General features: G+C 42.7%; 25 protein-coding genes. 8 read left to right on the forward strand and 17 right to left on the reverse strand.

Annotation, left to right across the window (positions count from 1 at the left end):
* Window positions 1–49: 49 nt before the first annotated feature.
* Genes UCH007_RS00355 through UCH007_RS00365 form a run of 3 tightly spaced genes read right to left on the reverse strand, consistent with a single transcriptional unit; the run spans window position 50 to window position 1,113 of the window.
* Window positions 50–394 (reverse strand): hypothetical protein, encoded by a 345-nt coding sequence (locus UCH007_RS00355; RefSeq protein WP_156171821.1) that lies wholly within the window; start codon window positions 392–394, stop codon window positions 50–52.
* A gap of 45 nt (window positions 395–439) precedes the next feature.
* Window positions 440–832, reverse strand: coding sequence for a single-stranded DNA-binding protein (locus UCH007_RS00360; protein WP_046960745.1), 393 nt, complete (start codon window positions 830–832; stop codon window positions 440–442).
* A 38-nt stretch (window positions 833–870) separates the two neighbouring features.
* Complete coding sequence (locus tag UCH007_RS00365; protein ID WP_023651775.1) at window positions 871–1,113, reverse strand: hypothetical protein; 243 nt, start codon at window positions 1,111–1,113, stop codon at window positions 871–873.
* 179 nt (window positions 1,114–1,292) lie between these two features.
* Here UCH007_RS00365 and UCH007_RS00370 point away from each other — a divergent pair, with 179 nt between their 5' ends.
* From UCH007_RS00370 to UCH007_RS00385, 4 genes are read left to right on the forward strand one after another with little or no spacing between them, the layout of a single operon-like run.
* Window positions 1,293–1,922, forward strand: coding sequence for an XRE family transcriptional regulator (locus tag UCH007_RS00370; protein WP_081042204.1), 630 nt, complete (start codon window positions 1,293–1,295; stop codon window positions 1,920–1,922).
* 13 nt (window positions 1,923–1,935) lie between these two features.
* Window positions 1,936–2,841, forward strand: coding sequence for a hypothetical protein (locus tag UCH007_RS00375; RefSeq protein WP_046960746.1), 906 nt, complete (start codon window positions 1,936–1,938; stop codon window positions 2,839–2,841).
* Between the two features lie 38 nt (window positions 2,842–2,879).
* Window positions 2,880–3,407, forward strand: coding sequence for a hypothetical protein (locus UCH007_RS00380; RefSeq protein WP_156171823.1), 528 nt, complete (start codon window positions 2,880–2,882; stop codon window positions 3,405–3,407).
* Window positions 3,404–4,534, forward strand: a complete 1,131-nt coding sequence (locus UCH007_RS00385; RefSeq protein ID WP_052753388.1) for a hypothetical protein — start codon at window positions 3,404–3,406, stop codon at window positions 4,532–4,534. Before UCH007_RS00380 ends, UCH007_RS00385 begins: the two co-directional genes overlap by 4 nt.
* A gap of 219 nt (window positions 4,535–4,753) precedes the next feature.
* On the opposite strand, the gene UCH007_RS07820 is transcribed toward UCH007_RS00385, so the two are convergent.
* The 7 genes from UCH007_RS07820 to UCH007_RS00415 form a co-directional block, all read right to left on the reverse strand.
* Entirely contained in the window at window positions 4,754–5,041 is a 288-nt protein-coding gene (locus UCH007_RS07820) for a hypothetical protein (RefSeq protein ID WP_046960747.1), read from the reverse strand.
* A gap of 31 nt (window positions 5,042–5,072) precedes the next feature.
* A complete protein-coding gene (locus UCH007_RS00390; protein WP_046960748.1) occupies window positions 5,073–6,575 on the reverse strand; it encodes a reductive dehalogenase in 1,503 nt (500 codons plus the stop codon).
* Between the two features lie 89 nt (window positions 6,576–6,664).
* A complete protein-coding gene (locus tag UCH007_RS00395; protein ID WP_046960749.1) occupies window positions 6,665–7,369 on the reverse strand; it encodes a diphthine--ammonia ligase in 705 nt (234 codons plus the stop codon).
* Window positions 7,362–9,188 carry an adenosylcobalamin-dependent ribonucleoside-diphosphate reductase gene (locus UCH007_RS00400; protein ID WP_231854706.1) on the reverse strand — a complete coding sequence of 609 codons (1,827 nt, stop codon included), beginning with the start codon at window positions 9,186–9,188 and terminating at the stop codon, window positions 7,362–7,364. The genes UCH007_RS00395 and UCH007_RS00400 overlap by 8 nt, the downstream gene beginning before the upstream one ends.
* A 390-nt stretch (window positions 9,189–9,578) precedes the next feature.
* The gene (locus tag UCH007_RS00405; RefSeq protein WP_046960750.1) at window positions 9,579–10,259 is read right to left on the reverse strand and encodes a response regulator transcription factor; all 681 of its coding nucleotides are present in this window, start codon (window positions 10,257–10,259) and stop codon (window positions 9,579–9,581) included.
* A gap of 144 nt (window positions 10,260–10,403) precedes the next feature.
* The gene (locus UCH007_RS00410; RefSeq protein WP_046960751.1) at window positions 10,404–10,670 is read right to left on the reverse strand and encodes a hypothetical protein; all 267 of its coding nucleotides are present in this window, start codon (window positions 10,668–10,670) and stop codon (window positions 10,404–10,406) included.
* 31 nt (window positions 10,671–10,701) lie between these two features.
* Window positions 10,702–12,108: a reductive dehalogenase gene (locus tag UCH007_RS00415; protein ID WP_046960752.1), complete on the reverse strand. Its 1,407-nt coding sequence runs from the start codon at window positions 12,106–12,108 to the stop codon at window positions 10,702–10,704.
* A gap of 313 nt (window positions 12,109–12,421) precedes the next feature.
* Between UCH007_RS00415 and UCH007_RS00420 the strand changes: the two genes are divergently transcribed.
* From UCH007_RS00420 to UCH007_RS00430, 3 genes are all read left to right on the forward strand, one after another.
* Window positions 12,422–13,543: a PAS domain-containing sensor histidine kinase gene (locus UCH007_RS00420; protein WP_046960753.1), complete on the forward strand. Its 1,122-nt coding sequence runs from the start codon at window positions 12,422–12,424 to the stop codon at window positions 13,541–13,543.
* A gap of 4 nt (window positions 13,544–13,547) precedes the next feature.
* A complete protein-coding gene (locus UCH007_RS00425; protein WP_034376935.1) occupies window positions 13,548–14,237 on the forward strand; it encodes a response regulator transcription factor in 690 nt (229 codons plus the stop codon).
* 161 nt (window positions 14,238–14,398) lie between these two features.
* Entirely contained in the window at window positions 14,399–14,863 is a 465-nt protein-coding gene (locus UCH007_RS00430; protein ID WP_046961507.1) for a tyrosine-type recombinase/integrase, read from the forward strand.
* Window positions 14,864–15,132: 269 nt separating this feature from the next.
* Here the strand turns inward: UCH007_RS00430 and UCH007_RS00435 are convergent, their stop codons facing one another.
* From UCH007_RS00435 to UCH007_RS00460, 6 genes are all read right to left on the reverse strand, one after another.
* A complete protein-coding gene (locus UCH007_RS00435) occupies window positions 15,133–15,441 on the reverse strand; it encodes a ferritin family protein (RefSeq protein WP_012881457.1) in 309 nt (102 codons plus the stop codon).
* A 186-nt stretch (window positions 15,442–15,627) separates the two neighbouring features.
* A complete protein-coding gene (locus UCH007_RS00440; protein WP_046960754.1) occupies window positions 15,628–16,764 on the reverse strand; it encodes an NTP transferase domain-containing protein in 1,137 nt (378 codons plus the stop codon).
* On the reverse strand, window positions 16,765–17,454 hold the full coding sequence (locus UCH007_RS00445) for a hypothetical protein (RefSeq protein WP_012881459.1): 690 nt from the start codon (window positions 17,452–17,454) through the stop codon (window positions 16,765–16,767).
* Between the two features lie 22 nt (window positions 17,455–17,476).
* Window positions 17,477–20,689, reverse strand: a complete 3,213-nt coding sequence (locus UCH007_RS00450) for a molybdopterin-dependent oxidoreductase (RefSeq protein ID WP_046960755.1) — start codon at window positions 20,687–20,689, stop codon at window positions 17,477–17,479.
* Window positions 20,682–21,863, reverse strand: coding sequence for an NrfD/PsrC family molybdoenzyme membrane anchor subunit (gene nrfD / locus UCH007_RS00455; RefSeq protein ID WP_012881461.1), 1,182 nt, complete (start codon window positions 21,861–21,863; stop codon window positions 20,682–20,684). The genes UCH007_RS00450 and nrfD overlap by 8 nt, the downstream gene beginning before the upstream one ends.
* A 20-nt stretch (window positions 21,864–21,883) precedes the next feature.
* The gene (locus tag UCH007_RS00460; protein ID WP_046960756.1) at window positions 21,884–22,822 is read right to left on the reverse strand and encodes a 4Fe-4S dicluster domain-containing protein; all 939 of its coding nucleotides are present in this window, start codon (window positions 22,820–22,822) and stop codon (window positions 21,884–21,886) included.
* A gap of 476 nt (window positions 22,823–23,298) precedes the next feature.
* Between UCH007_RS00460 and UCH007_RS00465 the strand changes: the two genes are divergently transcribed.
* Window positions 23,299–24,285, forward strand: coding sequence for an Mrp/NBP35 family ATP-binding protein (locus tag UCH007_RS00465; RefSeq protein ID WP_046960757.1), 987 nt, complete (start codon window positions 23,299–23,301; stop codon window positions 24,283–24,285).
* 95 nt (window positions 24,286–24,380) lie between these two features.
* Here UCH007_RS00465 and UCH007_RS00470 read toward each other — a convergent pair whose 3' ends face one another.
* Window positions 24,381–24,746 carry a hypothetical protein gene (locus UCH007_RS00470; protein ID WP_023651799.1) on the reverse strand — a complete coding sequence of 122 codons (366 nt, stop codon included), beginning with the start codon at window positions 24,744–24,746 and terminating at the stop codon, window positions 24,381–24,383.
* Between the last annotated feature and the right edge of the window lie 31 nt (window positions 24,747–24,777).

The raw sequence follows: 24,777 nt of genomic DNA on the forward strand, positions 1-24,777 counted from the left end.
ATCTCTGCCCTGAAAACTACCTTATCGCCTTCAGGGCAGGGGAGAGAGATTAGTCGTTTTTGAACAGGTTTACAGCCGCCATGATGATACCGGCGCCGCCGCCCAGAGGAATAGCCCAGACAAGCAGGTCCATAATGGTTTTAACCATTTCGCTGGAACTGACATCGGCCTGAATGGTAGCATTGGCACTTACCAACGCCGGGGTGAGGGCCATCAGGAAGAAGGCCGCCATGAACAGCATTATCAGGCCGCCTACATTTACGTTCCCAACCTGATTACAAGCCAGGCTGGTAATGAAGCTTTTGGCACGGCCCTGCAATACTTCTACCCGGGCAGGGTCAGGGATGATTACGTGTTTTATCATTGAAAACAATTTGCCCATTTTCTTTTTCACCACCTTTCTTTTGCGTATATCTCAAAGCTGCGCAGGCTTTAAAACCTAGTGTTTGCCGGCTTTTTCCTTGTTGTTGCTTTCAGCCAGCAGCTGGCGTTCGCCGGTATCAAGTTCTATCTGGATATCTTCGGCCGTCAGGGAGTCATACTTTTTGCCTTTGTATTCACTGGTTTCTTCTATCCCTTCCAGGTATACGAACTGGCCTTTTTTAAGTTCTTTGTAACTGTTTTCGGCTAAAGTTCCCCAGCATTTAATGTTCTTCCAGGTAGAGGCTACAGTTTCCTCTTTCTTTTCCTTGTCCCAGTAACCGCCGTAACTTACCGAGAACCTGGTTACGGCTTTGCCGGTGGGTGTATAGGTCATTACCGGTTCTTTGGTTACCCTTGCCCTGTGGATTTTCATCTCACAATAAGATTTGCGTTCATACTTCTGGTCCATGTGTTTTCCTTTCGTTTTTAAAAGTTAAGCCGTACCACTTACGCAGTACGGCTTGCCCACATCAGCTTTAGCTCCTTTAATGAATAACCGCCGGTAGCCACTCCTTTGTTATTTTCTATATTTGAAGCTTTCGCTTTGCGGTCTCGTATCTCCTGAAGGGTAGGCAGCCGGGGTCTACCCCCAAGCTTGCCCAGTTCCTTCATATGTTCCCGGCCATATAGGGCTACTGTTTTAAGTCCACCCAGGCGGCCAGCCTCTTTATTTGTTAGTTTGTGTCTCATCTAGCACCTAATGTTAAAAATACAACAGAATTGCCTATAATGTAACCGAATACTGTTTTAAATACAACAGTGAATACGGTTAAATAGACGTAAATACAACACTAATTTAGTCTCAATACCTCTCCATATCTTTAAAATTCACAACGATACTGTTACAATTGCCACAGTTGAGGTAAAAGATGTCTAATTTAGGGATAATAATTAAAGAGTTGAGAGAACGCCGGGGGTGGCCTCAGACTGAATTAGCTGATAGAGCTGGTATTTCCCGGTCTAGTCTGGCCACAATTGAAATTGGCCGTTCTGTGCCGAAGGTAGAGACTTCAATAAAGATTGCCAAAGTTTTCGGCATGACTGTTGAAGAACTCTATTCAAAAGCTGGATTTGAAACAGGTAAAGCCTTTACTGAAACTCCTGAAGATATCCTGGAACGCCTAAGATTGGCTTCGCCCATAGCCGTACCAGTTTACACAGATTTCGTTATTCATGCCGGTGATAATGTTGAAGCCCCGATTGAATATATCTACCTGGCACGGCCTAAAGCCACTGGCAAGAATATAGAGGCTTACCTTATAAAAGGGCAGTGCATGGAGCCGGATATCCGGGACGGGGATATTGCCATTGTTGACCGCGACACAGTCCCGGAAAAAGGTAATATAATCCTCTGCCTGATAAACAATGAGATTGTTATCGGCCGCTACCTTATGGATAAAGAAGGCAAGCCTTATATTCAGAATGGTCACGGCAAACATGACCTTAAAGAGTGCCAGGCTACAGCCGTAGTTATTAATATATCGAGAAATATGAGATAAATAGGATTATTAAATGACCAATTCTAGAAGTGATAATAGGGAATACTCAGCAACAAGTCTAGCTAAAGAGCTCAATATCACGCCTCAAGATACGTTTAATAATCTTCAAACACTTGGTTTTATAGTAAGAAAAGATAGCACCTGGGAATTAACGCCTTTAGGTATTTCTAAAGGTGGAATATATAAGAATAGTGAAAAATTTGGCCGCTATATTTCTTGGCCAGAATCTGTCAAAGACTTTTTATCAGATGATAAACTAGGACAAAGCAATTCAGATATTACTTCCACAATTATAGGTAAACATTTCAATGTCCCTGTTACAAGAGTCAATTCTATCCTTTCAGAATTAGGTTGGATAAAAAAGCATCCCGTAATGGGTTGGGAAATCACTGCTCAAGGTAAACGCTTTGGGGGTGTGCAGCATAAATTCAGTGCTACCGGTGCCCCTTTTGTTAAATGGCCAAATGAAATTCTCAATAATAAAATACTTATTATGAACGTTGAAGAGACGCAAGGCCAAGTGAGTAAAGTAGGTAGCGATAATAATCATTCCACAGATGACCAGGGCTTTAGAGAAAAATTTAAGGCGGAATTCAGAGTTAAAGATGGGCATTATGTTCGTTCAAAATCTGAAATGATTATTGATAACTGGTTATACGATTCTAAAATAATTCATGCCTATGAAAGAAAACTTCCAATAGAGGAAGATCTTTATTGTGACTTCTATATTCCTACAGAAAAAGTCTATATAGAATATTGGGGATCAGAAGAAGCCGCCTATTTGAACAGAAAGAAGAAAAAACTTGAAGTTTATAATAAATATAACTTTAGGTTAATTGAATTGACTGAAAAAGATATAGCCAATATTGATGATGTATTGCCTGCCAAGTTACTGGATTATGGTATTGCGGTTGAATAGGGTTTTCAACTATTTCATGCAAAGGAATGGTTATTGTTTTGACATCTAATAGTGTTATAAATTTAGATTCTGAAATAGTATATGGAATAACAGCTCGCCAGATTGAATTTTATAAAGAGGCTGCGGTAGTTTGTTTTTATAAACAAGATCACACTAGTGGTGTTAAGATGGAATTTTCGGGTATTTTTAATGGAGAATATATATTAGTATGGAATAATTTTCCACGAGATTCCGAGCATTCTTGGAAAGATTTACAAGAGGCTATAGAATATGGGGCATGTGCAATTGCTTGCATTATGATTACAAAAATTACTCCGTTTAATTATATTGAGCGTTCTCAAAAGGGAACAGGTTTTGATTTTTTTATTGGAAATACTTCTGATGAAACTTTAATTTTTAATAATAAGGTGAAATTGGAAGTATCAGGAATACTGAGCGGAGATGACACAGATATTAATAATAGAGTTAAACTCAAAACAAATCAGATAAATAAATATGATAATAATTCAGGGTATGTGTTCGTTGTTGAATTTAGTAAGCCAAAGTCGTGCATAAAAGAAGTATGAATACGATAAAAGAACTTCATCAACATGCTATGGAACTTGCCGATAAAGCCGTATTTGAACGTATAAATGGCAATGTAGAGGCATCTATAGATTATTATAAACAAGCTTGTGAATACGAAAAACAAGCGGCTAATTCTATATCTAAAGACGCGCAAAATGAACCCACGAGATCAATTCTGTTTCGTAGTGCCGCTTCACTGGCTATTAAAGCAAATGATAAAGCTGTTGCTGAAAACTTAGTTTTTAATGGATTAGCAGGTTTCCCCCCAGATGATATAAAGGCTGAATTATTAGAATTATTCGACCAGATTGATTTTGAAAGGCATCTAGATGCGAAAGGGATTGTTTTAAATTCAAATGACTGTTTAATTACTTTTGACGGTAATGCCATCGGGCCAGGAACTACACCTGGTACTATATTAATTAAAAAACTCCAGAGTTTTCAAAAATTATTATCTCGTACTGTTGAAAGGAAGCTCGGTCATCCTTTCAGAGAATTTGGAACACTTCCTAAAATCATACAAGACTACGATTTATATATTACAGCTAGTAGATCTGGTAGTTTTAAATTAGCTTTGAGAGTATCAAATCCTAAAGCGAGACCTTTACCAGGATTTGGAATTGAGTTTATTGAGCCAGATTTAATTGTTGAAGAAATCATGGATTGTCTTGATGTTTATAATAGAGGAGATTCTAAAGAACTACTGAATAGGATTACTGATGAAGCATACTATAGGAATTTTGTTAGCATAGCTAAGAACTTATCCCCAGATGGAGAAGATGTAACGAGTGTAATATTTGAAGCGAATAAAAACAATAATAAAAAGCTGGTAGTGCTAAAAACTCCTAGAACTCAAATAAAATTCCCAATGTTAAAGACTGCAGATTCAGATAAGATCGAATCAATTGAAGTAACTGGATATCTCAATTCTGCGAATAAGATCCGAGATAATTATATTATAATAGTAGATTCGAATGAGAAAGAATTAGGTAAATTTGAAGTTCCCAAGGGTATAATGGATGATATCGTAAAACCTTTGTGGGGTTCTTTTGTAAATGTGATTGGGCATAAAATAGGTGCCAATAAATATTTAGACGAAATAAAAGAAGTGCCTGAAAACTATTAAGAATAACAGCTTCTATTTTTTATAAAGGAGTTAGTGCATTGGTTGCTTAACGCTTTTATAGCTGGCAGTCAAAAGGTAGAGGGTTCGAATCCCTCCGGCTCCACTTAGCTTTAATTTTAATGACCTAGGGTAACAATAGGCAGAACTTTTACGTATAAATCATGATAAATATCTTCGGGGGGAGCTAGCTCCCCCCGAAGATATGTTTTTCTACTTAGACTAAGACTGTTTTGCTTTCCTCGCGACTAACTGCCATGCAACCAATAAGAGTATTAGGGCTGGCACACCTATTATCGCAAACCCGACCCAAGCGGCAAAGGGAAAAAGCTCTGTCATGGCTCCGAATAAGTGCTGAATAGCGAGGAGCAGTAAGGCTAAGCCTGCTATTCCTATCAACCATTCATACCAGCTTGCCTTTATGTTTCGCTTACGTAACCAAGAGATACCTCCAAACAGACTCGCTGTAACAATAGCGCCAACCAATATGACAGGAATATAATATGCCATGTTTTTCTACTACCTCCGTTAGTAATTATTGCTAAAGCATTAATTTAGAATTGGCCCCGTAGACAAACCAGGAATTTGGGTCATTCCACCATGATTCTGGATCCTTATCCTGTTTCCCATAATGTAATAAGCCTTCCATCTCGCGGAAGAAACTATTAAAAATTGGGGTCGTAGAAGAAGTAGCTTTCACCACACTGTGCAGGAAACTCGAATCTGGGAGAGTATTAAAGGGACAGGAAAACTTGCAACTGCAGCATCCCTGGCATTTACGCATATCCAATCTCCAGCCTTTATATCCAGGGATATTCCACATTACCTGCGAACCGCCTTCCTGAATATCATCACCCCAATTCTGTCCACTGGCATTATCCCAATTTCGTTGGATATCTCTTGGAGGAATAGCACCTACAGGGCAATTTTCTGAACAGATGCCACAGGTTTCACAGAATTTGGTTACACCGCCATCAGTTGGAGGTGTATATGCCTGAGGCAAATCAGTATATACAATCATATGGGTCCTTAAGTTACAGCCGTAAATCGGCGAAACAAACATACTGCCCATGCGAGCATGCTCTCCAACGCCGGATAATTGAGCCCACGCCGCTGCCGGCTGAAGTGTATGGCTATAGAAACAATGATAACCTATACCGCGAATAAATTGCTCGAAGAAAACCTTAGCCATCTGAGTTCGGCTATAAGATATTGTCTCCACATGGGCACCTACATTTACAAGCCGAGACCCGGTTAGGACTGAAGGGGATCGGCGACCCAATTCGGTAGTTCCCATATTGTTTGTAACTACCACATACCTGTGTGAAGATGGTAAGTACTGGATCTTTTCCGTTTCAGAATAATAAGTTTCAGTAATATTATCATCCCACACATATTCAGGGTAATGATTCTGATAGAAAAAATTCTTAGTTTTTGTATTTAACTCTGCGCAACCAACTGCTGGTCCCATACCAATAAATGTTAAGGCAGCCCTAACCATACGTTGGTTTTCTTCCGGCGTTCCTTCCCAACGGGGTACACCCAGCTCTTCAGGAGTTGGTGCCTTGACTATTCGCTTTAGTGCGCTCCCGTTAAAGAGGTTTCCTTCAAGTGCTGCATCCGTAAATGGAGACCCGATACCAGCTGAGGAACAGGCATTAGCAAAAGCATAATCTCTGGTAGATGGCCTATAATCCGGCCAGAGCTCCTTTGTTTTGGCATCTACGGCTTTATCAAATGCGGCTGCATTGAAACTGGGTATAGCTGCTTCTTTAGCTGCATTGTTCCATGTGGGACTAAAACCAGGCACCAAAGCACCTAGACGCGGCTTTAAAAGGTCCCAGTCAAGCTCTATGCCTATATCCCCATACTCTCTATTCTTTACATACCAAGGTTGTTTTAATGTTGCCGACGGCGAAGAAATTAGCTCATCTAAGTCATGAAATACGGGGGTGCTGACTGCTGCAGCTCCAAGCCCCACAGTTCCAAGTCCCAGTGCTTTCATAAAATCACGTCTTCCCATGATACTATGGAATCTCGACATCTAAACCTCCTTATGTGTCATAATTTTTCAGGTGATATTTAGCTTAAGTTATTACGTTTCATACCTCCTTATAAAAACATTTAATAGCTCTACAAGCACTGATTTACGCTGGTTGAATTGGAAATACTGGGGATTTCTACTGTTTCCATGATTTGTAGAAACCAATATCCATCTTTCAAGAGTGCCTCGCTTTTAATTATTTCCATACGATTTTTAAAAATTGGACCATCAATAATAGTCGTGTGGTATATGCCTGCTTTTTTATGAGGACTGAGATTTATGACATCGCTTAAGCTGTTAATCTGTTCCAAAAAACCACGATCAATTTTCCGACCTAACCACTGCTTACCGAATACATCCGCTCTGACAGTAACTGTAATAGCTTCAAATCCTAAGTCGACAAGTTGTTTTATTATTTCATCCTCGTTCAAATCATCCAGCGGGAAATATGGAGTTACATTAACTTCCTGGCAAACTCTGCCAATCCATGAGTGCTCAACATCACCATTCCCAAAAACAGCTCCGCTTATTCCTTGTTCCCTAAAATCGCAACATAGTTTTTTAAGATCTGACTCGTACTTTTCGCCATTAGTTCGAAGCTGTATTATCGGTACACCTATTGAATGTGCCTGTGCCTGCAGGAAACTAGTTGGCAATCCATGTGTACAAGAATATTTACCATCTTGATTAGTTATATTTACTAAGCAACTCACTTCTAAACCATTTTCCAGTGCTTTGTAGTAGGATAAACAACTATCCTTGCCGCCACTCCAGGACACAAAAACTTTATTCATCAGTATCTCCCTGAATATTTGCTAAACGTATTTCTGAAAAATAATTGCTTACGAGTTCTAGCCCTTCTTCAGTTTTTGACAATGACTGTAATTGCCTGCTACCCTCACGATAGCAAATGGCACCTTTAAGCCCTTCTTTATAAGCCAATATAAATATGTTAGCCACATCTTCCTTAGTCGCATCTTTAGGTAGGTTAATCATCTTTGAAACTCCGTTATCCACATACCTTTGGAAAACTCCCTGCATTTTTACGTGCAATTCAGGTTCAATTTCGTGTGTAGTTACAAATAATCGGCTTATACTATCCGGAATAATTCTGTTATCTTTCCATCCATTACCTGCAACGATTTGCAGCAATAAATCTTGTGAATAGAAGTTTTCCTTTTTCGCAATCTCTGCAAAACACGGGTTTATCTCAAGTAAATGTTCACCTTCAAGAATATTACGAACAAATACCATGGCGTAGTTCGGTTCTATGCTATGAGAACAACCTGCTATTAGGCTAATGGTCCCTGTAGGAGCAATGGTATTGCAAGTGGCATTCCTTAATGGGCAACTCCCTGAAATATCATATTTGCTTCCCTTAAATGCTGGAAAGGCTCCCCGGTCCTTGGCCAATAACTCAGAAGTTCTAACCGTTTCTTTTCTAATAAAAGACATGATATTATCTGCAAATTTAATAGCTTCCTCAGAGTTGTATGGAATACCTATTTTTATCAGCATGTCAGCAAATCCCATTACGCCCAGGCCAATTTTTCTAGTCTTCTTAGTAATTTCCTCAACTTGGGATAAGGGATATGTAGTAACATCTATGGCATTGTCCAAGAAATTTACAGCGGCAGTTACTGTTTGTGATAATTTGGTGTAGTCAATTTCCAAAGTCCCGTGGATATTTTTAAGCATTTTGGTTAGATTAATAGAACCAAGAATACAAGCCTCGTAAGGTAGCAATGGTTGTTCCCCGCAACCACTAACACTCTCAATCTTGCCTAAATTAGGGGTTGGATTATCCAGATTGATGCGATCAATGAAAATAATGCCAGGGTCACCAGTCTTCCATGATTGCATAGATATCTTGTTAAAAACTTCTTTTGCTTTAAGTTTTCCAACCACTGTTCCAGTGCATGGATTTACCAAGCTATAATAATTATTATTTTCTAACGCCTGCATAAATTCATCTGTAATGGCTACAGCAAGACAAAAGTTTGTCAGCGAAAGAGGGTTATCTTTGGCTCTTATAAATTCAAGAATGTCTGGATGATCTACTCTAAGCACACCCATATTGCATCCGCGGCGAACACCTCCCTGCTTAATGACATCCGTTACCGCAGAGAAAATGTCAATGAAAGGAACAGGCCCATTGCTTATAGAATCGGAGCCCAAAATATTACTTGCGGGTCTTAACTTAGAGAATGAAAATCCAGTGCCGCCACCGCTCTTATGAATAATGGCCGAATCTCTAACGGCACTAAAAACTCCTTTAACAGAATCTGTAATAGGAACAACAAAACAGGACAATAGCTGTTTTGTTCTGGTACCTGCGTTTAACAGCACAGGAGAATTGGGAAGAAATTCGAGATTGCTCATCATGTTAAAAAATTCTTCCTCTTTGGCCGCCAGATCTGCTTCTGGATTATAGATAAGCTCGCCAGCAGCTATTGCTCTGGCTACGCGACGGAACATATCTGCAGGCGTTTCAGTAATATTCCCCAAGTTGTCTCTTAACAAATACCTTTGTTCTAAAACTCTCAGGGCATTACTCGTTAGACTTGTGCCTGGGCATAGAGGAGGCATTACTTCTGCATCCCGTAAAACCATAAAATAATCTATCCCTTCTAACGTTAATTCGGATTACTAACAGCATTTGACGTAATGCCGGATGTTATTGCCATTTTTATGCGTTTAAATACTTTTCATTCTGTCAAACAGGCTATTCGATTCGTCTTATAGCTTATTTGGCATTGAGTTTTTTGCTTTGAAGACTTACATTCGTAATATGCGACATAAATGCACATGGAAGGAATATGCTAATTACTAGGATTTATTTTAGTATACGAGTATAAAATAGAGGTAAAATGTAGAAGAAAGTAATGATTTTTTGTTAAGCTTACTGTATCAATATAGATACGATGGTATGACAATTTTTTAATAATAGAGAAAATGATCTAGCTTAGTTGGCTATTGGTGATTGGTATTTTTTATTGCGAACTATGATTCATATAACGCATAACCTATGCCCACAATAGTACGAATTAATCTTGGTTTATCGGGATCTGCTTCGAGTTTTCTGCGTAATCTTCGTATATATACCCTAAGGCAACACCTTGCCGTATCAAGCTCATCACCCCATATTTCATTCGCTAAGCTAGAATAAGTAACCGGATGCTTGAATTCATCCATCAGCTTACCTAATATCTGGCATTCAGTATGGGTCAAGGATATATTTCTACGATTGTATTTTAAGCTGAGTTTAGATGTTTCCAGATAAAATGGACCGGCACTTAAGCTAATATCATTATTATTTTTTTGTCGATTACGAATGATAGCCCTTGTACGCGCAATCAACTCAAGTGGTCGTACTGGTTTAACCAAATATTCATCAGCCCCCAGCATTAGTGCTTTAATGATAGAAGATTCATCATGAATCAAGGTCAATATAATAATGGGAATATGTGAAAAAAGCCTTACTTGCTTAATTAGCTGAAAACCATCCATATCATTGAGTGTTAATTCGCTTATTAGTAAATCAGGGAATTGATTTTCTAGCATATCCAGAGCTTCATTCCCAGTGTCGACAGATAGTACGCTATCTTCCGGATTTGATGCTTTAAGGGATAGCTTGAAATATTCAGTAGCATTTTGATCAGGATCAACAACAACTAACTTCATATCTATATATCTCCCCATACATAAACATATTTTAAGACGAGATTTATGATATTGCGGCTGTGTACAATTGGAAATTCTAATAAAAAAAGAGGGGGAAACTAGCTTCCCCCTCTTTTCGCATGACTTTTGCAGTCCAAATTACAGTTATTTGGCTCTTCTAATTACCAATTGCCATGTAAGTGCAAGCAATATTACCGCTGGCAAACCAGTAACCAGAAGGAACAGATAAGCAGCCTTTGGCTCTAGTTCGGTGAAGCTTCCCAGAAAATTCTGCAATGTGAATACGAGCAAAAACAGACCGATTATTCCGATTACCCATTCATACCAATTCAAGGCTAATCCTTTATTCTTAGTCCAATTAACTAGCCAATAGGATAATATACCCAAGACAAAACCAATGATTATCCACATATAAATATCTCCTTAAATATTTGTTTAAAATCTAGTAACGTCTAAGATTGCCCGGTCGGTCTTCATCCCACCATGAGTCTATATCATCTCGCATCCCATACCCGAAGAAATCATCCATATTGCGGAAAAATCCGTTAAATAAAGGAGTGCTTGCCACAGTGGCCTTAACAATCTCATGGACAGATGCATTATCAAATTTTGTGAAAACACAAGAACCTTGGCATATACCACAGCCAAATGTATCACCCTGTAACCAGTACTTAAAACATGATGAATAGTTATTCTTGAAACCTTTTATGCCAGGATTATTCCAAGGACCTGTCACGCAATCCCAAGAAGGTTCAGAATCTTTGTTTATTGAAGATGAGGGACAAGCTTCAGCACATTTCTTACAGGTTTGGCAAAATTTAAACATACCCGCATCTATAGGCTTTGTAGGTTCTAACGGTAAATCAGTAAAGACAACAGTTGACTGTCTTACTGTTGCGCCATATTCCGGTGATAACATAAAACTGGCACGGGAAGATTCACCGAGTCCACTGACAACTCCAAACCCAGTAACCATTGCGTTGAAAGTATTTCCAGCTAACCCCTGATAGCCGAGGCCCTTCAAGAATTGCTGGGTGAAGCCTTCCATGATAATGAGATCAGAGTATCCTCTAGCAAACCCGGCGACTCCTAAGGGAGTAGTAGTGCGTCTTGAAAGTTCATTAGATTGTGCAACCGTATAGACTATAGCCCATTTACATTTGTTAGGAATAACTACTTTAGTAGTAGTCTCGTAACCTTTATCTACATCTTCAAACACTATTTCCCTGGCACCGGAGCGCAAGATCGGTGTAGACATTTTGCCGTAAGACAATATAAGCTTTTTGGTTCTCTCATCAAGCGGCAGGAAAGCCACCTGCCAAGCACCCAGATGTTTTAAAGCGGCACGAAGTGTTTTACTATTTTCCTCAGGGGTGGCTTCCCATTTGGGTAGGGCAGCCCATCTCTCATCAGATTCAAATTCTCTATAGAACAACGCATTCATTACTGGGCCTGTCCAATTGCTATAGGTTAGACTGCCGCCTTGATAAAGCCAACAAGTTTGACTAAGGGATCTATCCCGCATCCGATATCCAGGTTTATTATCTAATGTGCCTTGATCCCAACGGTCCATTTGTGCTGCTTGTAATTGCTGTGACTCTAGTGGGTCAATAACAATAGATTTGCGTACATCGTATCGTTCAAGCTTATCCCAGTCAACCTCCATTGTAGGTTCATCTGTTTGCTTGACATACCAAGGGCGCTTCCATGTTGCAGACGCACTGCTTGAGACTTCATCCAGATCATGAAAAACAGGACTAGCAGCACTTGCTACTCCAACACTCGCACCTGTCAGACCCAGCGCTTTCATAAAATCTCGGCGTGAAATGGTAGAATGAAATCCAGACATAACTCCTCCTCCTGATTATTTCTTAAACGATATCAGATAGAGGATTACATTCTGCTAACTTATAATGCCGAATACATTACAAAATGGTAATACGATTTAGTAATTCTTCGGTATATAATATATTTTAGTTATACTTGCAGATATTTTATACCCACCAATCGAATATAAGCGCTGAATAAAAATAACTGCAAACCCAACAATTTTTAGGGATAACTTTTTGTTAGGTCCATACTCTGAGGATATTTGACACAAAGGCTGTGCCTTAGTTAGTTCATATAAGAATAAACTTAAAACCATTGCGAGTGTGTTTGTGATGAAAATTGGAAATCGTAAAGATAAGCAAAAAGATCCCTTCCGATACTTTTTTGATCATTGTATTGATGGATTGGCAATAGTTGATTGCTCTTGTGTACCAATTGAATCAGGGAAATACCTATTGGTGAATAAAAGTTTATGCAAAATGTTAGGATATACTAAAGCAGAACTCCTAAAAATGTCACCTGCCGAAATAGCGGCACCTGACCAAATGCCAAAGCATATTGAACGTGTAAAAACCCTGAACTCAAACTCAAAACTGTGTTTTGAAACAGTCTACATCACGAAATTTGGTGAAAGATATCCGACAGAGTTAACCGTAAGTCTGAGTGAATATAACAAAAAAGTTTCTGCTTTCAGCGTGTATCGGAATATCAGCGAAAGAAAAGCCCTGGAAAATCACTTAAAGCAGCAATACAACGAAGCCAAACAAAGGCTTCAAACTAATAAGGCATTTGTCAGAGGCATGATACATGAATTGAAAACACCCATAACATCTCTGTTGGGGCTTAGCGAAATCCTCTCAAAATCTTTAGTTAACGATCCCAAATTAAAGGTGTTAGCAAAGAATTGTTTACTAAGTACAAAAAAACTCGATAAAAGGATTTCGGATTTAATAGATCTCGTCAAAGGTGAGATCGGAATACTTCAAATTAAACCAAAAGCTGTTGATATATCTGGTCTATTGCAAGATATTGTTTCCCAGAGGCAACTTGAAGCGAAGAAACATGGTCTTGAAATCGGATTGGAAATAAAATCCGCCCCCAGCATTTTATGGGCAGATGAAGACCGATTGATACAAATAATTGATAATTTGCTTAGCAATTCAATAAAATTCACTAAACCCAACGGACAAATACTAATAACAAGTGATGTTATTGGCACTACAGAAATAATCACGGTTGAGGATAATGGTTGCGGTATCCCTATGAAAGATCAAAAGGTAATTTTTGAACCATACAGTGTTAATCTGCGGAGTAAAGATAATCTCAGCGGGTTTGGAATGGGTTTATCTCTGACAAAAATGCTAGTTAATCTACATGGTGGTACGATTTCTCTTTCAAGCAGAGTCCATAAAGGTACCCGCGTTTCATTCACGTTACCATTTCAAGTAGGATAGATGTATGAAAGTACTTTTAGTAGAAGATGATTCCGGGATTATCGAATACATTTGCTTTGCTTTTGGCATAGGCTGGCCTAATTGTCAGATTATAACAACCAGCACAGGAGAACAGGCTATAGACTTAGCAGAACAAGAAACTCCCGATATTGTAATATTGGACATAGGGCTACCAGATATTTCTGGGTTCGATGTCATAAAAGAAATCAGGAAATTTTCCGATGTCCCCATTCTCATAACATCTGTGCGAGACAGTGAGCAGGATATTGTGAAAGGCATTCAGCTTGGAGCAGATGAATATGTTGTAAAACCGTTCGGCCAGCTCGAACTTATTGCTCGTGTTAAGGCACTTATACGCAGAAACTCACATAATCTTAGGTCTCCGATCGTAAAGGGGGCACTCTCTTTCAATCCGATATCTGGTGAGTTATTTAATAAATCAAGAAGGATTATTTTAACTAAAACGGAAAGTATCATTATAGGAATTCTCCTTAAGAATTCACCAGAGCTAGCCACTTTTTCAGAGCTTTCAGAGGCAATTTGGGGAGAAGAATACGATGGTGCAATTGAAGCATTGAGGGTTTACATTAATCGTTTACGCTCAAAGATCGAAACAGACCATCAAAATCCTGTCGTTATTGTCACAAAACTTGGCAAAGGTTATTGCCTTGAAAATGTTTCTTCAAAAATCTAGTCTCGTAACAAGCTCTATTCTATTAATAAATTCGCTTTTACTTGGCTAATGACGCTGCAGATTTATGCTAAAAGTTAAATCAAATTCTTTAAGCGTTCCGCCTACTGCCACCTCAGCTCCACCATAAAGCTAAAAAGCAGTCCGGTAGCTCGAAATGGCGCATGAATGACCGTTTGTCTACTCAAAAATCCCACGATTGCTCCAATATAGCGAGCTACCTGTTAACTGCCGAAAATAATCTCGAAAAGAGCCTTGCCTCATTCCTTTTGGTCTGCAAGGTGGGGCAGTTAAGCCTGGCAACAATCCACAATTACAGCTACATGGTGGGCAGATTTATTGCCTTTTGCTCACGAAATGGCGTTACTAAACCCCCTCAGATAACCCAGCTGATAGTCTGTTTATTTATTCAGGAACTCCAAGAGACTAATTCGGCACAATCAGTCCTGGACTACTTCAAACAGGTGAGAAGGTTTATAAACTGGTTAATAGAAAATGACCAGATAACCACTTACCCGTTAAAGAATATCCGCTTGCCTAAAGTGCCTAGAAAAATAATCCAGCCGTTCAATAAAGAACAATGCCAGGTGTTATTAGATCTGGTATCAATGGACACCTTTGAAGCTTGAAGAAACAAGGTAAATTGTTCCTGCCGGTTGATAGGGCTGTAACAGTGCGTTTTGGTAATTACTGCAGGTAAGAACGGAGCAGGGATAAGCAGTGTAGCCTTGTATTAAAATCACTGGCGGTAATACAAAGGGACATTGCCCGACTACAGACAGCGAGGTATATGAACGGGCGGTATTTGGGATTAGGCCCGTTCATATACCCCATTTGTTTAGAAACAAGCGTTTAACTGTTCTGCAGTACAGAATACTCCGAAGCAGATAAAGTCAGACTACTTGTTTTTGCGTTTTTCTATTTCCTCTTCTACTTCTTTAGCTCCATCAGCGTAGAAAGATTCTTCGTCGGGGGCAAGCTCCTTCAGAAGCCTGAGGAATTCACCTGCGTGTACTTTTTCTTCATTGGCAATATCTCTGAGTACTTCTATAGCCAGCCTGTTTGTTGTAGATTCGGCTAACTGCATGTATAGCTGGATAGCTTCATATTCGGCTGCTACCATAAACCTTATCGCACGGATAAGTTCTTCATTACTCAGTGGCTGGCTTTTGGCCATGCCGGAAAAGGGTGATCCAAACTCTGGCATTGTATCCCTCCTGACCCAATATTTTTGTCACTATTTAATTATAATATATTTTTTGTTCTTAAGGGGATGCCTCTTTGGATTTCACGCTGTCTTTGGGGGTAAGAAATAGTTTCAATCGGTGTGATGTTTCGGGAAGGGGGATGGCGGGTAACGAGAAATAGGGTATACCTGAATAGCTATAGCTGTTTAGGTATCTGCTATGTTTCTGGCCTTTTCCAAATCTTCCGGGCGGTTGATATTGAAAAAACTGCGGTGTTCAGGGTCGAAGCCGTTTATCTCGTCTTCTTCGATATAGCGTGTTTTCAGGCAGGCAAGTAGGTCACTTACCGCAGATTTGCCCTCTTTTATCAGGCGAAGGGCTTTTTCGCCGGCTGATTTAGAGTAGATTGCATGGAGAGGTTCAGGCTTTTGCCCGAGTCTGGGTACGACAGCCTCAAAACCTGTTATCTGGTCTTTCATGTACTCAAGCAGCGGGCGGTTGATAAAGGGCATATCACAGGCTATTACCAGATTAAACGGGGATTTTGATGCCGTAAGGCCGCTGTAGATACCGGCCAGAGGCCCTTTTCCCGGCAGTATATCTTGTATTATTCTTACACCAGGTGGTGGCTTTATTTTTTCACCTGCTTGGCCGTAAGCGGTAACCACCAGAATTTCACGCCCGTAACCGCTAAGGTTAGATACAGCCCGTTCCAGCAGTGTTTGTGAATTTAAGGTGGCGGTAACTTTATTGCTGCCTAAGCGGGTGCTTTTGCCGCCTGCCAGTATAATGCAGCTGATATCAGTTTGGTCAGGCTTATTTTTAAAAAAGGCGGGGTGTATGTCTGCATCAGTATCTATATCATGTATGATGAAGATATTGCTGGATTCCTCCGGTGCAAAGGCGGTCAGAAATTTTGGCAGGAGAGATTTGCGGACTACGGATATAGTATGGGGTGCTTTTTGGTAAGCCAGACGGGCCTGTTCAGAGAGCCCTTTGCCGGCTATTTCCAGATGCCCTATTTCATCAAGAAAAATAACCTCACAACCTGTCTTGAGAGCTTCCCTGATGGTGTTACAGGCAAAAGCGAGGCCGCTTTGGAGGATAGAGTACTTGCCAACCTTTTCACCTTGAAAATCAGCCTGGGGGTCAGTCAGGCTGAAAACTGCCTCTGCAGAAGTGCGGATATCAACGGCACTGTAACCTACTTTAATACCTCCCTGAAATACAGGGCGGCAGATTACACCGCCGGTTTTAAAACCGCACTCCTGCAGGTGTCTGGCATATCTCTGGCAATGTGAGCTTTTTCCGCTGCCCACTTCTCCGGTGATAATAAGGTTCACCTAACCTCCCAGATGAAATACTGCCGGAATAACCCAGCATGACACCACTGTCACAGCCGAAGTTATGTAGTATGCGCGGGGATAACTGGTCTTGAAATTTGCCAGTTTTGGCATACCGAATTTACCCAGATAGTAGCCGGCGGCAAGGGTGATAGTACCGGCCAGTGCAACCGGCAAACCTGTACTTACGATAGTATCTATCTTGCCGGCCATATCAAGCATAGGCCATTTGCCCAAACCGAACACCGAGGCTATAACGGCATATAATACTATACCCAAACCACCTGCCAGAAAGCCGGTGGTTATTTGAGCTAAAAGATGTTTTTCCATAGCCTTTTTGAAGATAAAGGCTACCGCTCCGAAGGCAACTGCTTCCATTATGATGGCTATGGCGGGGTTTATTACATAAGCCGAAAATACCGGTTCGCCGAATATAAACGCGGAGAAGGGTTTGAAAGCGGCTGCAATGACACCCAGCAGGGGAATCAGGGCAGGTTTTTTTGTAATGCTCAGGAATATAGCCATAAGGGATATAGCCAAACCGCCCATAACTGCCCCTTGATTGGCAAAATGAATTGCGTGCAGGAAACCTCCCAATGCCATTTCCAGAAGCCCCCAAACAGAGCCTACAACTGCCAGGGTCAGTACGGCTGGGATACGGTTTTTTTCAGGGTTTAAATATGTACTCATAATCAGTCTCCTCTTGCTTTAGTTAGATATTAACTTTTTCCAGTCTGACCTTGGTATCGTAGAAAACTGCACTGCCTCCAATGGTATCAATCAGGCAGGTATTTTTCAGATAGGGGTCTACTCTCATGGCAGCGTTGGCATTGACACCCTTGGTACGTTTTGTCTCACCCGGAATCAGCTCACCGTCAATGGTGATATCCAACCCACCGTAGGCAAAGTGGCCGTACCCCAGTGAGAAGGCTACTACCCCGGGGCGGATACCCTGCATAATGCTTAGTTTGGCGTTCATGGGCCATTCCTGTCCGTTACGCAGATTCCAGACACCCCTGGGGTTGCTTTCGGATACTACCCTGACTATATCTGTTTCGATCAAGCCAAGCCTGTCCGCATCAGCTTGATTAATAAGTATCGTATTTTCAGGCAGCAGGGGGTTCAGATAATAGTTGCTGGCGGTGGTGGGAGTGCGGGCAATCTCTCTGTAGGTGATTAAGTTCAGGTCATACCCATTCTTTTCGTCATTCAGTTCCTGCCCGTAGCAATCACGCCCGGCGGTAATATAACAGGCATGGCCGGTAATGGGCGCACCCGTTTGCGAGTTTTTAACTTCGGTGGTTTTTTCCAGAAATACATTCAGCAGACGGCCGTATTTGTTGCCCAGCTGCTGATTAGCCGGGTAGCCACCCTCATAGTCCTGGAAGCGGCCGCCTCTGTTCAGCATGTATACAACCTTTGGCCAGTTTTCACCCGCCAGGCTTCGCCAGCGTTCAAGATTGTAAATGTTGTTTGGCATATGGCGTCTGGCTTGGGTAAATATCCGTATTTCTTCTTCGTCTGCATCAGGCACAGCATCAGAGCCGTCAGCTTTTTCACCGAAAGCCAGATTTGCTGCCATCCTAAGGTAAAGGTCATCAAAATGGCTAAGAGGGATACCTGCGCCCAGTCCGTCCGGCCCGAATCCCGGCAAGCCTATTTTTTCGGCCAGCCCCAGCAGCATGGCTTCCATTGAAAGGGGAATATCCTGCCCGAATACTTTTACTATTTCCACCAGCGGGGCAATAGCGGGCTGTCTGACCGGCTGGGATTTGAACGGGATAGTATTCTGGCTGCCGGCAAATTCCCAGCGTTCCATATTGGTCAGGTCCGGGAAAATATAATCTGCATACATGGATGTTTCACTGACCACTATATCCGTAACAACCAGCAGGGGCAATTTCGCCGTATCTGTCAGAAACTCCAGAGCGGTATGGCCGGCCGGGACTACGTAAACAGGTGAACCCATGTGCAGGAAAAGAGCCTTGATAGGGTAGGGATAAGCATCTCCTGCCGAAGGGATAACCTCTTGATAAATATCTTCCGAAAGAGGATACCAGTTCCGCTTGGCCGGGTAGCCCTGACTCTTAAATAGGGTGGTATCCTCGTATACATTTCCGTGCCTTACTATATTTACACCGGATGGTGTGAGTGCGCCGGGTTTCATCTTGCCCAGATTAAAGGGGCCACCGGCTTTGCTGCCGCTGATGTCATAGGCAGAGCCTTTGAGCATGCCTCCCTGCCAGTCATAGTTGCCTATAAGCATATTAAGGTTCCACCAGGCAAGGGCGTTATAAAAGCCGTTTGTATGCTGGCTGACTCCCCGGTGGACATCTGCTGCCGCTTTTTTGCCGTGGCTGGTAAATTCATAAGCTATTTCGGCAAGGTCATCTGCCTTGACCCCGCAGATATCGGCCCATTCCTCCAGAGTGTGGCTGGAAGCTTCGTCATGGAGTATCTGCAAACTGCTTTTCACCCGTACACTATTTATAACAGTATCAACCAGCAGTTCGCCTTCAGCCGCATTTACTGTGTCATTTGGGTCAAACCGGGTAGGCTCTCCATTTTTCATAATAAGCGGAGTGTCAAAGCTGAAGCTGCCCTGTTCCAATCCTATATCCGAAGCTCGAAGAAGCCTCTCAGCCTTGCCTTCGTCATCTATCTTTACCAGCCAGGTGGAGCCGCTCCAGGTAGGTTCTCCATCTGCATTAGCCGCGGCTTTATTGGCATTTGCCAGATATCTGGCGTCATAGCGGTTGTTATCAAATATCCAGCGGATTAATGCCAGCGCCAGTGCCCCCTCGGTGCCGGGTTTAGCCGGAAGCCATTTCCAGGCCTTTGAAGCAGCTTTGGAGAAGCGCGGGTCTACTACGGCGTATTTCATCCGTCCGCTGTCTAGTCCGTCTGCTATCCGCATGGCGCGGCTGGTCGGGCCGAAGCTGGCCTCGAAGGGGGATGCGCCGGTAAAAATAACAAATTCGCTTTTGCCTATGTCTGCCATCCAGTAAAATTTATCACCTTCAAGAAATGCGCCGGTTGAGGAATCAAACCTGGCACTTAGGGCTTTTGATGCCTGAAACAAACTGCCCTGACAAACTGTTGTGTGCCCGTGAGCGTTTATAGAGCCCATGGCGTCATGGGTAAACCGCTTGATGAAGTCCACCCGTCCGCCCTGAGTCCGCCCGAACATAAAGCAAAAACCGTTGTTCTTAGTGCCCAAATCAGGGTGGTCGGGGTCTATAAATTTGTCCAGATAATCCCGGTGTTTTTCTTTAAAAGCCTCTACCAGAGCTGATTTTTTAGTTTCATCTTTTTCAGCCCAGATAGCCTTTATATCTGTGCTGATAGTCTTGGTGATTTCGGGTGAACGCAATGCCCAGATATCTTTCAAACCTTCAATTGTGCGGTTTTCTTCACCGGGAACGTTTGAAAAGAGTTTGCCGCCGCTGGCTATTTCTTCTACTGCCTGGTCAAAGGGAATGCTCTTCCATTTGTTGGAGCCGCGGGGACCGTCACGTTTTATCACTTTGACCAGTCGGAACGGGTCATATGATGTTTGGGCACCCGAATGTCCTTTGGGGCAGATGCTGGCATCTGTCAGGGCAGATGTTGTCACCGGAGTTTTATAGTCCAGCTGGGGCATCATATTCCAGGGGCTGAACGGGTTTCCGTCCACTTTGGCAATGACGCCGTCAATCAGCTTTACTTTTATACTGCACTGAGTGGCACACTGCTGACAGGTGCTGTAGATGATATCCTCAGGCTTGGATAGGGTATAGTCGTTGTTGCCCAGTATCTTTCTGGGTTGGGTTACCAGTTCGCAGCCGGACAGCAGGGCGGTTCCTCCCAATAAAGCGGAAACCTTTATAAAATTGGCCCGGGTTATACCCCCGGAGGGATTTTTTGCTGCTCTTTCTTTATTCATCACCGGCTTCCTCATTTCCAATTCTGATAGGTATCAGTTTCATCATCTTGGCTACAATGTAAAATACCAGAATGACGGCGGCGGTAATACCCGCTGAAAGTGCCCATTCGGGCAGGCTGGGGATATAACTGTCTATGTATCGGCCATCTACTATGGGGCTGGATAAGAAATCTGCCCCGGCCACTATTTGAGCCGGAATGATAAAATTTAAACGGGCAACAGCCGCCCCAATCAGTACCAGAACGCCTACGGTAAGTCCCCAAGCCGGTTTCTTAGATAAACCGGGTTTGGACAGGATTTTTATCAATGCACCCAGAGCTACCACAATACCCAGACCCATCTGGACTATCCAGAAGCCGTACCAGTACTGTCCGAACATTATATAGTTGGCGGCCTCAATAGTAGGCGGGGTAGCGTCATATATGCCCACAAACAGCACTGAGCCTATTATGTAGGTAATGGCAAGCAGCAGGGTCATGGTGGAAATAACCATAGTCTTGGCTAGACGGGGATAGCCGGGGCTGGTTTTATCCCCGTACAGGGCAACTATTATACGTGAAAGGGCAAACCCGGCGGACATACCGAAGATAGGGAAGAGTACAGGGAAAAGTCCTACGCTCCAGAATGAATGGGAAGATTGGGTGGAAAGGGTAAAGCCGACCGCGCCGCTGGCAATGACTGCTACCGGAAAGCCCAGAATCATCAGCCATTTTATTACCGGTTCTTTGCGGAAAGGCAGGCGTTTCTGAGGCATAAACAGAACAAACAAAATTGCGGCTGTAGCCAGTGCAATCAGGGTATAAATCCAGACGGACCAGGCCAGCACCGAATCAAAATTCGGGTGCAAAAATACGTTCATAACCCGTTCGGGTCGGCCTTCATTGATAAGAATATGTACCAGACCGGCACCCAGGCTGGTCAGTGAAGCCAGCATGAATATTTTACCCGTGCCGGCAAAAGTTTTAACTTTAAAAAGAAGATCAAGCGATGCTATGAAAAACATACCGGCTGCGGTACTGGCAAAAAACACGTAGAGTGCCATCCACAAGCCCCAGACTACGAAACTGCCTAGTCCGAGCATTTGCTGACCGTTGTTGAGGAGCATCAGAAACCCCCAGACTCCGGCAGCAAGGGAAAGGATTAATATGCCCAGTGCTATCCTTTTCCAATTCATGGTTTACCGTACTCCTCCCGCTAAAATAAATAATAAACTGAGGGGTCAGTGCCCAACTCTGATTTAAGTTGGATAATGCCTGGGTTTGCTATAAGCTCCGAAACCAGACTGTCAGGGTCATTGGCGTCACCGAAGTAATTCACCCGGCCGATACAGGTGGTAACACAAGCTGGCAGCATACCCTTTTCCAGACGGTGCAGGCAGAAATGACATTTACGGGCGTTGCCGATAGGCGAATCCCGCTTGGGTGTGCGTGAATGCGCGTTGCCGTATTCAAAATTGGTCGTACTCTGCCAAACTCCGCCTTGTTCATAACCCAGCACCAGACCGGAGTCCTCAGGTTCGTCTTCCAGATAGTTGTCACCGTAATCCATAGTGCGGGCGGTATAGGGGCAGGCTACAATGCAAAAACGGCAGCCTATACAGCGCTGGTAGTCAATAACCACTATCCCGTCCGGCTGTTTAAAGGTGGCACCTACCGGGCAGACTTTGGTGCAGGGGGGGTTATCACAGTGCATGCAGGGGCGGGGAGTAAAGCGTCTGGAGACATTGGGGTACTGCCCCATTTCCTCGTCCATAACAAAACGGTAAATTACTCCCGGAGGTAATTTGTTTTCCGAGACGCAGGCTTCGGTGCAGGCATGGCAACCGACACACTTCCTAAGGTTGATTACCATAGACCAGTGGCGTTTTTCAGCCGGTTTCTGCATGGCCCGGCGAAGGTCTACCTGCATACGGATCAGGGGGTCTTCTTTGGTAGAACCGGGGACAAATGCCGTTTCTTCCAGCGGGAAGCTCACCGTAGATGGGGGTGCCACAGCCGCCGAAAGTTTTTGGGCACGTTCGTCCAGCTTTAGTATTGCCGCCAATCCCAGCACGCCTCCGGAACTTTTTATAAAGTCTCTGCGTGTCGGGGGCGGGATTGACCGGTTAGTCCCTTTTTTGCCTTTATCTGTCATCGCTTACTCCTGCCATAGTTGATACTTATCTAACAAGATACCTTGTATAGTTAGGCTGTTTCGGAGGTTAATGGGTGATAGATATTGTGAGGCTTGCTTATTTAATTGCCGGTATTAGGGGGGGTATTAGTCCTAAGGTACTAGTACCACTTGAGTAAAGTATAATAAATAAATTACCTCGTTGTCAATTTATTCAGGTTTACGTTTATTGTCAGAAATAATATAGCACAGACTTCAGACATATTGGGATATGGCTATAAAATGTATCCGTTTATCACTCTAGATATTTGCGTTGACGCTTTTTTTATATTGGTATAATATTACTTATGGGCATATGCCCATAATAACAAAGCAAGTTTCGGACTGCAAATCAATATTTACCAGCCGGATTATTTTTTCTAAAGGATCGGAATTTGGTCAGTACACTTGTCAGTGTTAATATATGTCAAAAAAATATACAGGGGAATGTATAAATTATGTCTATTGAACCTGAAATAAGAGAAGCTCTGGGGAAAATATATGTGGCTGTTGCCGGGCGTATTTTGGCAGACCTGAATCTGCTGAGGAATGTAGAGGTAGAGCCGGATAAGATAAAGCTAAGCTTGGCCAGAGCCGGTTTATCTGAAGACAGCCGGAAAGTATTGCAGCAGGAAATAGGTCTGGCGCTGAAACCGCTTCTTGATAAACAAAAGCTTGAGATTGAGTATATTACCGTGCCGCTAAATGAACTCAACCGGGTTAAAAAAGTAGTGGCTGTTATGAGCGGCAAGGGCGGGGTAGGCAAATCACTTATAACTGGTTTGTGTGCGGTAGCACTAAACAGGCAGGGATATAGGGTGGGCATACTGGATGCTGATATCACCGGTTCAAGCATACCCAAGATGTTTGGTGCCAACGAGCACCTTTCGGGCAACGAGGAAGCCATTTTACCGGCTAAGTCACCTGCGGGCATTTCACTGGTTTCCACCAGTCTGCTGCTTAGCAACCAGAGTGATGCCGTCATCTGGCGCGGGCCGCTTATTTCCAAGATGATTAACCAATTTTGGGATGACGTACTTTGGGGAGAGCTGGATTATATGATAGTTGATCTGCCGCCCGGAACCAGTGATGCCGCACTCACAGTCTTACAGTCGTTGCCCATTTCGGGTATTGTGGTGGTATTTACTCCGCAGGGATTGGTGGAAATGGTAGCCCGAAAGGCGGTCAATATGGCGGGGAAAATGGGCAAATCCATTATCGGTTTAGTGGAGAATATGGCATATTTGAAAGTTCCAGAATTGGATAAAAAGATAGAGGTTTTCGGTTCCGGACACGGCGAAGAGTTGGCAAAATCAATAGGTGTACCGTTTATAGGGCAGATGCCATTGGATCCCGCACTGGCGGCTTTATGTGATAACGGGGATATTGAAAAATACAGCCATCCTCTGCTGGATGAATTGGAAAAAGCTATTTCCCGTTCATAATTAAGTAATAACAGAAATAAAAGGGCAGATTTTTAAGCTCTGCCCTTTTATTATATCCGGTTTAAACTGCGGCTCAGCTATTTTTGACTATGGTTTTACAGGAACAGTATTATTCCAAGTATAGCCAGTTCCAAAGCTATGGCATAAGCAGCCACTACCGACCAGTTTTTTTGCTGAACAAAGTAACCGGGGCTATTTATCGCTGAATAAATGAACATGCCGGTTGCCAGCAGGTATATGCTTTCCCCCCAGCTCTGTTCAGACAGCAAGCCGGTGCCTGCCAGAATAAGCATAAGGGCGGTGGCAAATTCGGCAGCTGAGCGGAGTATAAGCTCATAGGTACCCCATCTGACCTTGTAACCTTTGTTGGGGTCTTGAATTGCCCGCCGGTTAAGGTTTTCCCTCCACTGGAAAATCACCAGTGCGCCCACAATTATTGAAAATATAGCTGCAAAGCTCATTTGGCCCTCCCTGTGTGTTGGGTAGCTCAGG

The sequence above is a fragment of the Dehalococcoides sp. UCH007 genome (assembly GCF_001010485.1).
Taxonomy (GTDB): Bacteria; Chloroflexota; Dehalococcoidia; order Dehalococcoidales; family Dehalococcoidaceae; genus Dehalococcoides; species Dehalococcoides mccartyi_A.

Bases quoted from the DNA above. Each gene is read 5' to 3' on its own strand.
- UCH007_RS00360 (WP_046960745.1), bottom strand. From the start codon at position 832: ATGGACCAGAAGTATGAACGCAAATCTTATTGTGAGATGAAAATCCAC.
- UCH007_RS00365 (WP_023651775.1), bottom strand. From the start codon at position 1,113: ATGAGACACAAACTAACAAATAAAGAGGCTGGCCGCCTGGGTGGACTT.
- UCH007_RS00370 (WP_081042204.1), top strand. From the start codon at position 1,293: ATGTCTAATTTAGGGATAATAATTAAAGAGTTGAGAGAACGCCGGGGG.
- UCH007_RS00375 (WP_046960746.1), top strand. From the start codon at position 1,936: ATGACCAATTCTAGAAGTGATAATAGGGAATACTCAGCAACAAGTCTA.
- UCH007_RS00385 (WP_052753388.1), top strand. From the start codon at position 3,404: ATGAATACGATAAAAGAACTTCATCAACATGCTATGGAACTTGCCGAT.
- UCH007_RS07820 (WP_046960747.1), bottom strand. From the start codon at position 5,041: ATGGCATATTATATTCCTGTCATATTGGTTGGCGCTATTGTTACAGCG.
- UCH007_RS00390 (WP_046960748.1), bottom strand. From the start codon at position 6,575: ATGTCGAGATTCCATAGTATCATGGGAAGACGTGATTTTATGAAAGCA.
- UCH007_RS00395 (WP_046960749.1), bottom strand. From the start codon at position 7,369: ATGAATAAAGTTTTTGTGTCCTGGAGTGGCGGCAAGGATAGTTGTTTA.
- UCH007_RS00400 (WP_231854706.1), bottom strand. From the start codon at position 9,188: ATGGTTTTACGGGATGCAGAAGTAATGCCTCCTCTATGCCCAGGCACA.
- UCH007_RS00405 (WP_046960750.1), bottom strand. From the start codon at position 10,259: ATGAAGTTAGTTGTTGTTGATCCTGATCAAAATGCTACTGAATATTTC.
- UCH007_RS00410 (WP_046960751.1), bottom strand. From the start codon at position 10,670: ATGTGGATAATCATTGGTTTTGTCTTGGGTATATTATCCTATTGGCTA.
- UCH007_RS00415 (WP_046960752.1), bottom strand. From the start codon at position 12,108: ATGTCTGGATTTCATTCTACCATTTCACGCCGAGATTTTATGAAAGCG.
- UCH007_RS00420 (WP_046960753.1), top strand. From the start codon at position 12,422: ATGAAAATTGGAAATCGTAAAGATAAGCAAAAAGATCCCTTCCGATAC.
- UCH007_RS00425 (WP_034376935.1), top strand. From the start codon at position 13,548: ATGAAAGTACTTTTAGTAGAAGATGATTCCGGGATTATCGAATACATT.
- UCH007_RS00430 (WP_046961507.1), top strand. From the start codon at position 14,399: ATGAATGACCGTTTGTCTACTCAAAAATCCCACGATTGCTCCAATATA.
- UCH007_RS00435 (WP_012881457.1), bottom strand. From the start codon at position 15,441: ATGCCAGAGTTTGGATCACCCTTTTCCGGCATGGCCAAAAGCCAGCCA.
- UCH007_RS00445 (WP_012881459.1), bottom strand. From the start codon at position 17,454: ATGAGTACATATTTAAACCCTGAAAAAAACCGTATCCCAGCCGTACTG.
- UCH007_RS00450 (WP_046960755.1), bottom strand. From the start codon at position 20,689: ATGAATAAAGAAAGAGCAGCAAAAAATCCCTCCGGGGGTATAACCCGG.
- nrfD (WP_012881461.1), bottom strand. From the start codon at position 21,863: ATGAATTGGAAAAGGATAGCACTGGGCATATTAATCCTTTCCCTTGCT.
- UCH007_RS00460 (WP_046960756.1), bottom strand. From the start codon at position 22,822: ATGACAGATAAAGGCAAAAAAGGGACTAACCGGTCAATCCCGCCCCCG.
- UCH007_RS00465 (WP_046960757.1), top strand. From the start codon at position 23,299: ATGTCTATTGAACCTGAAATAAGAGAAGCTCTGGGGAAAATATATGTG.
- UCH007_RS00470 (WP_023651799.1), bottom strand. From the start codon at position 24,746: ATGAGCTTTGCAGCTATATTTTCAATAATTGTGGGCGCACTGGTGATT.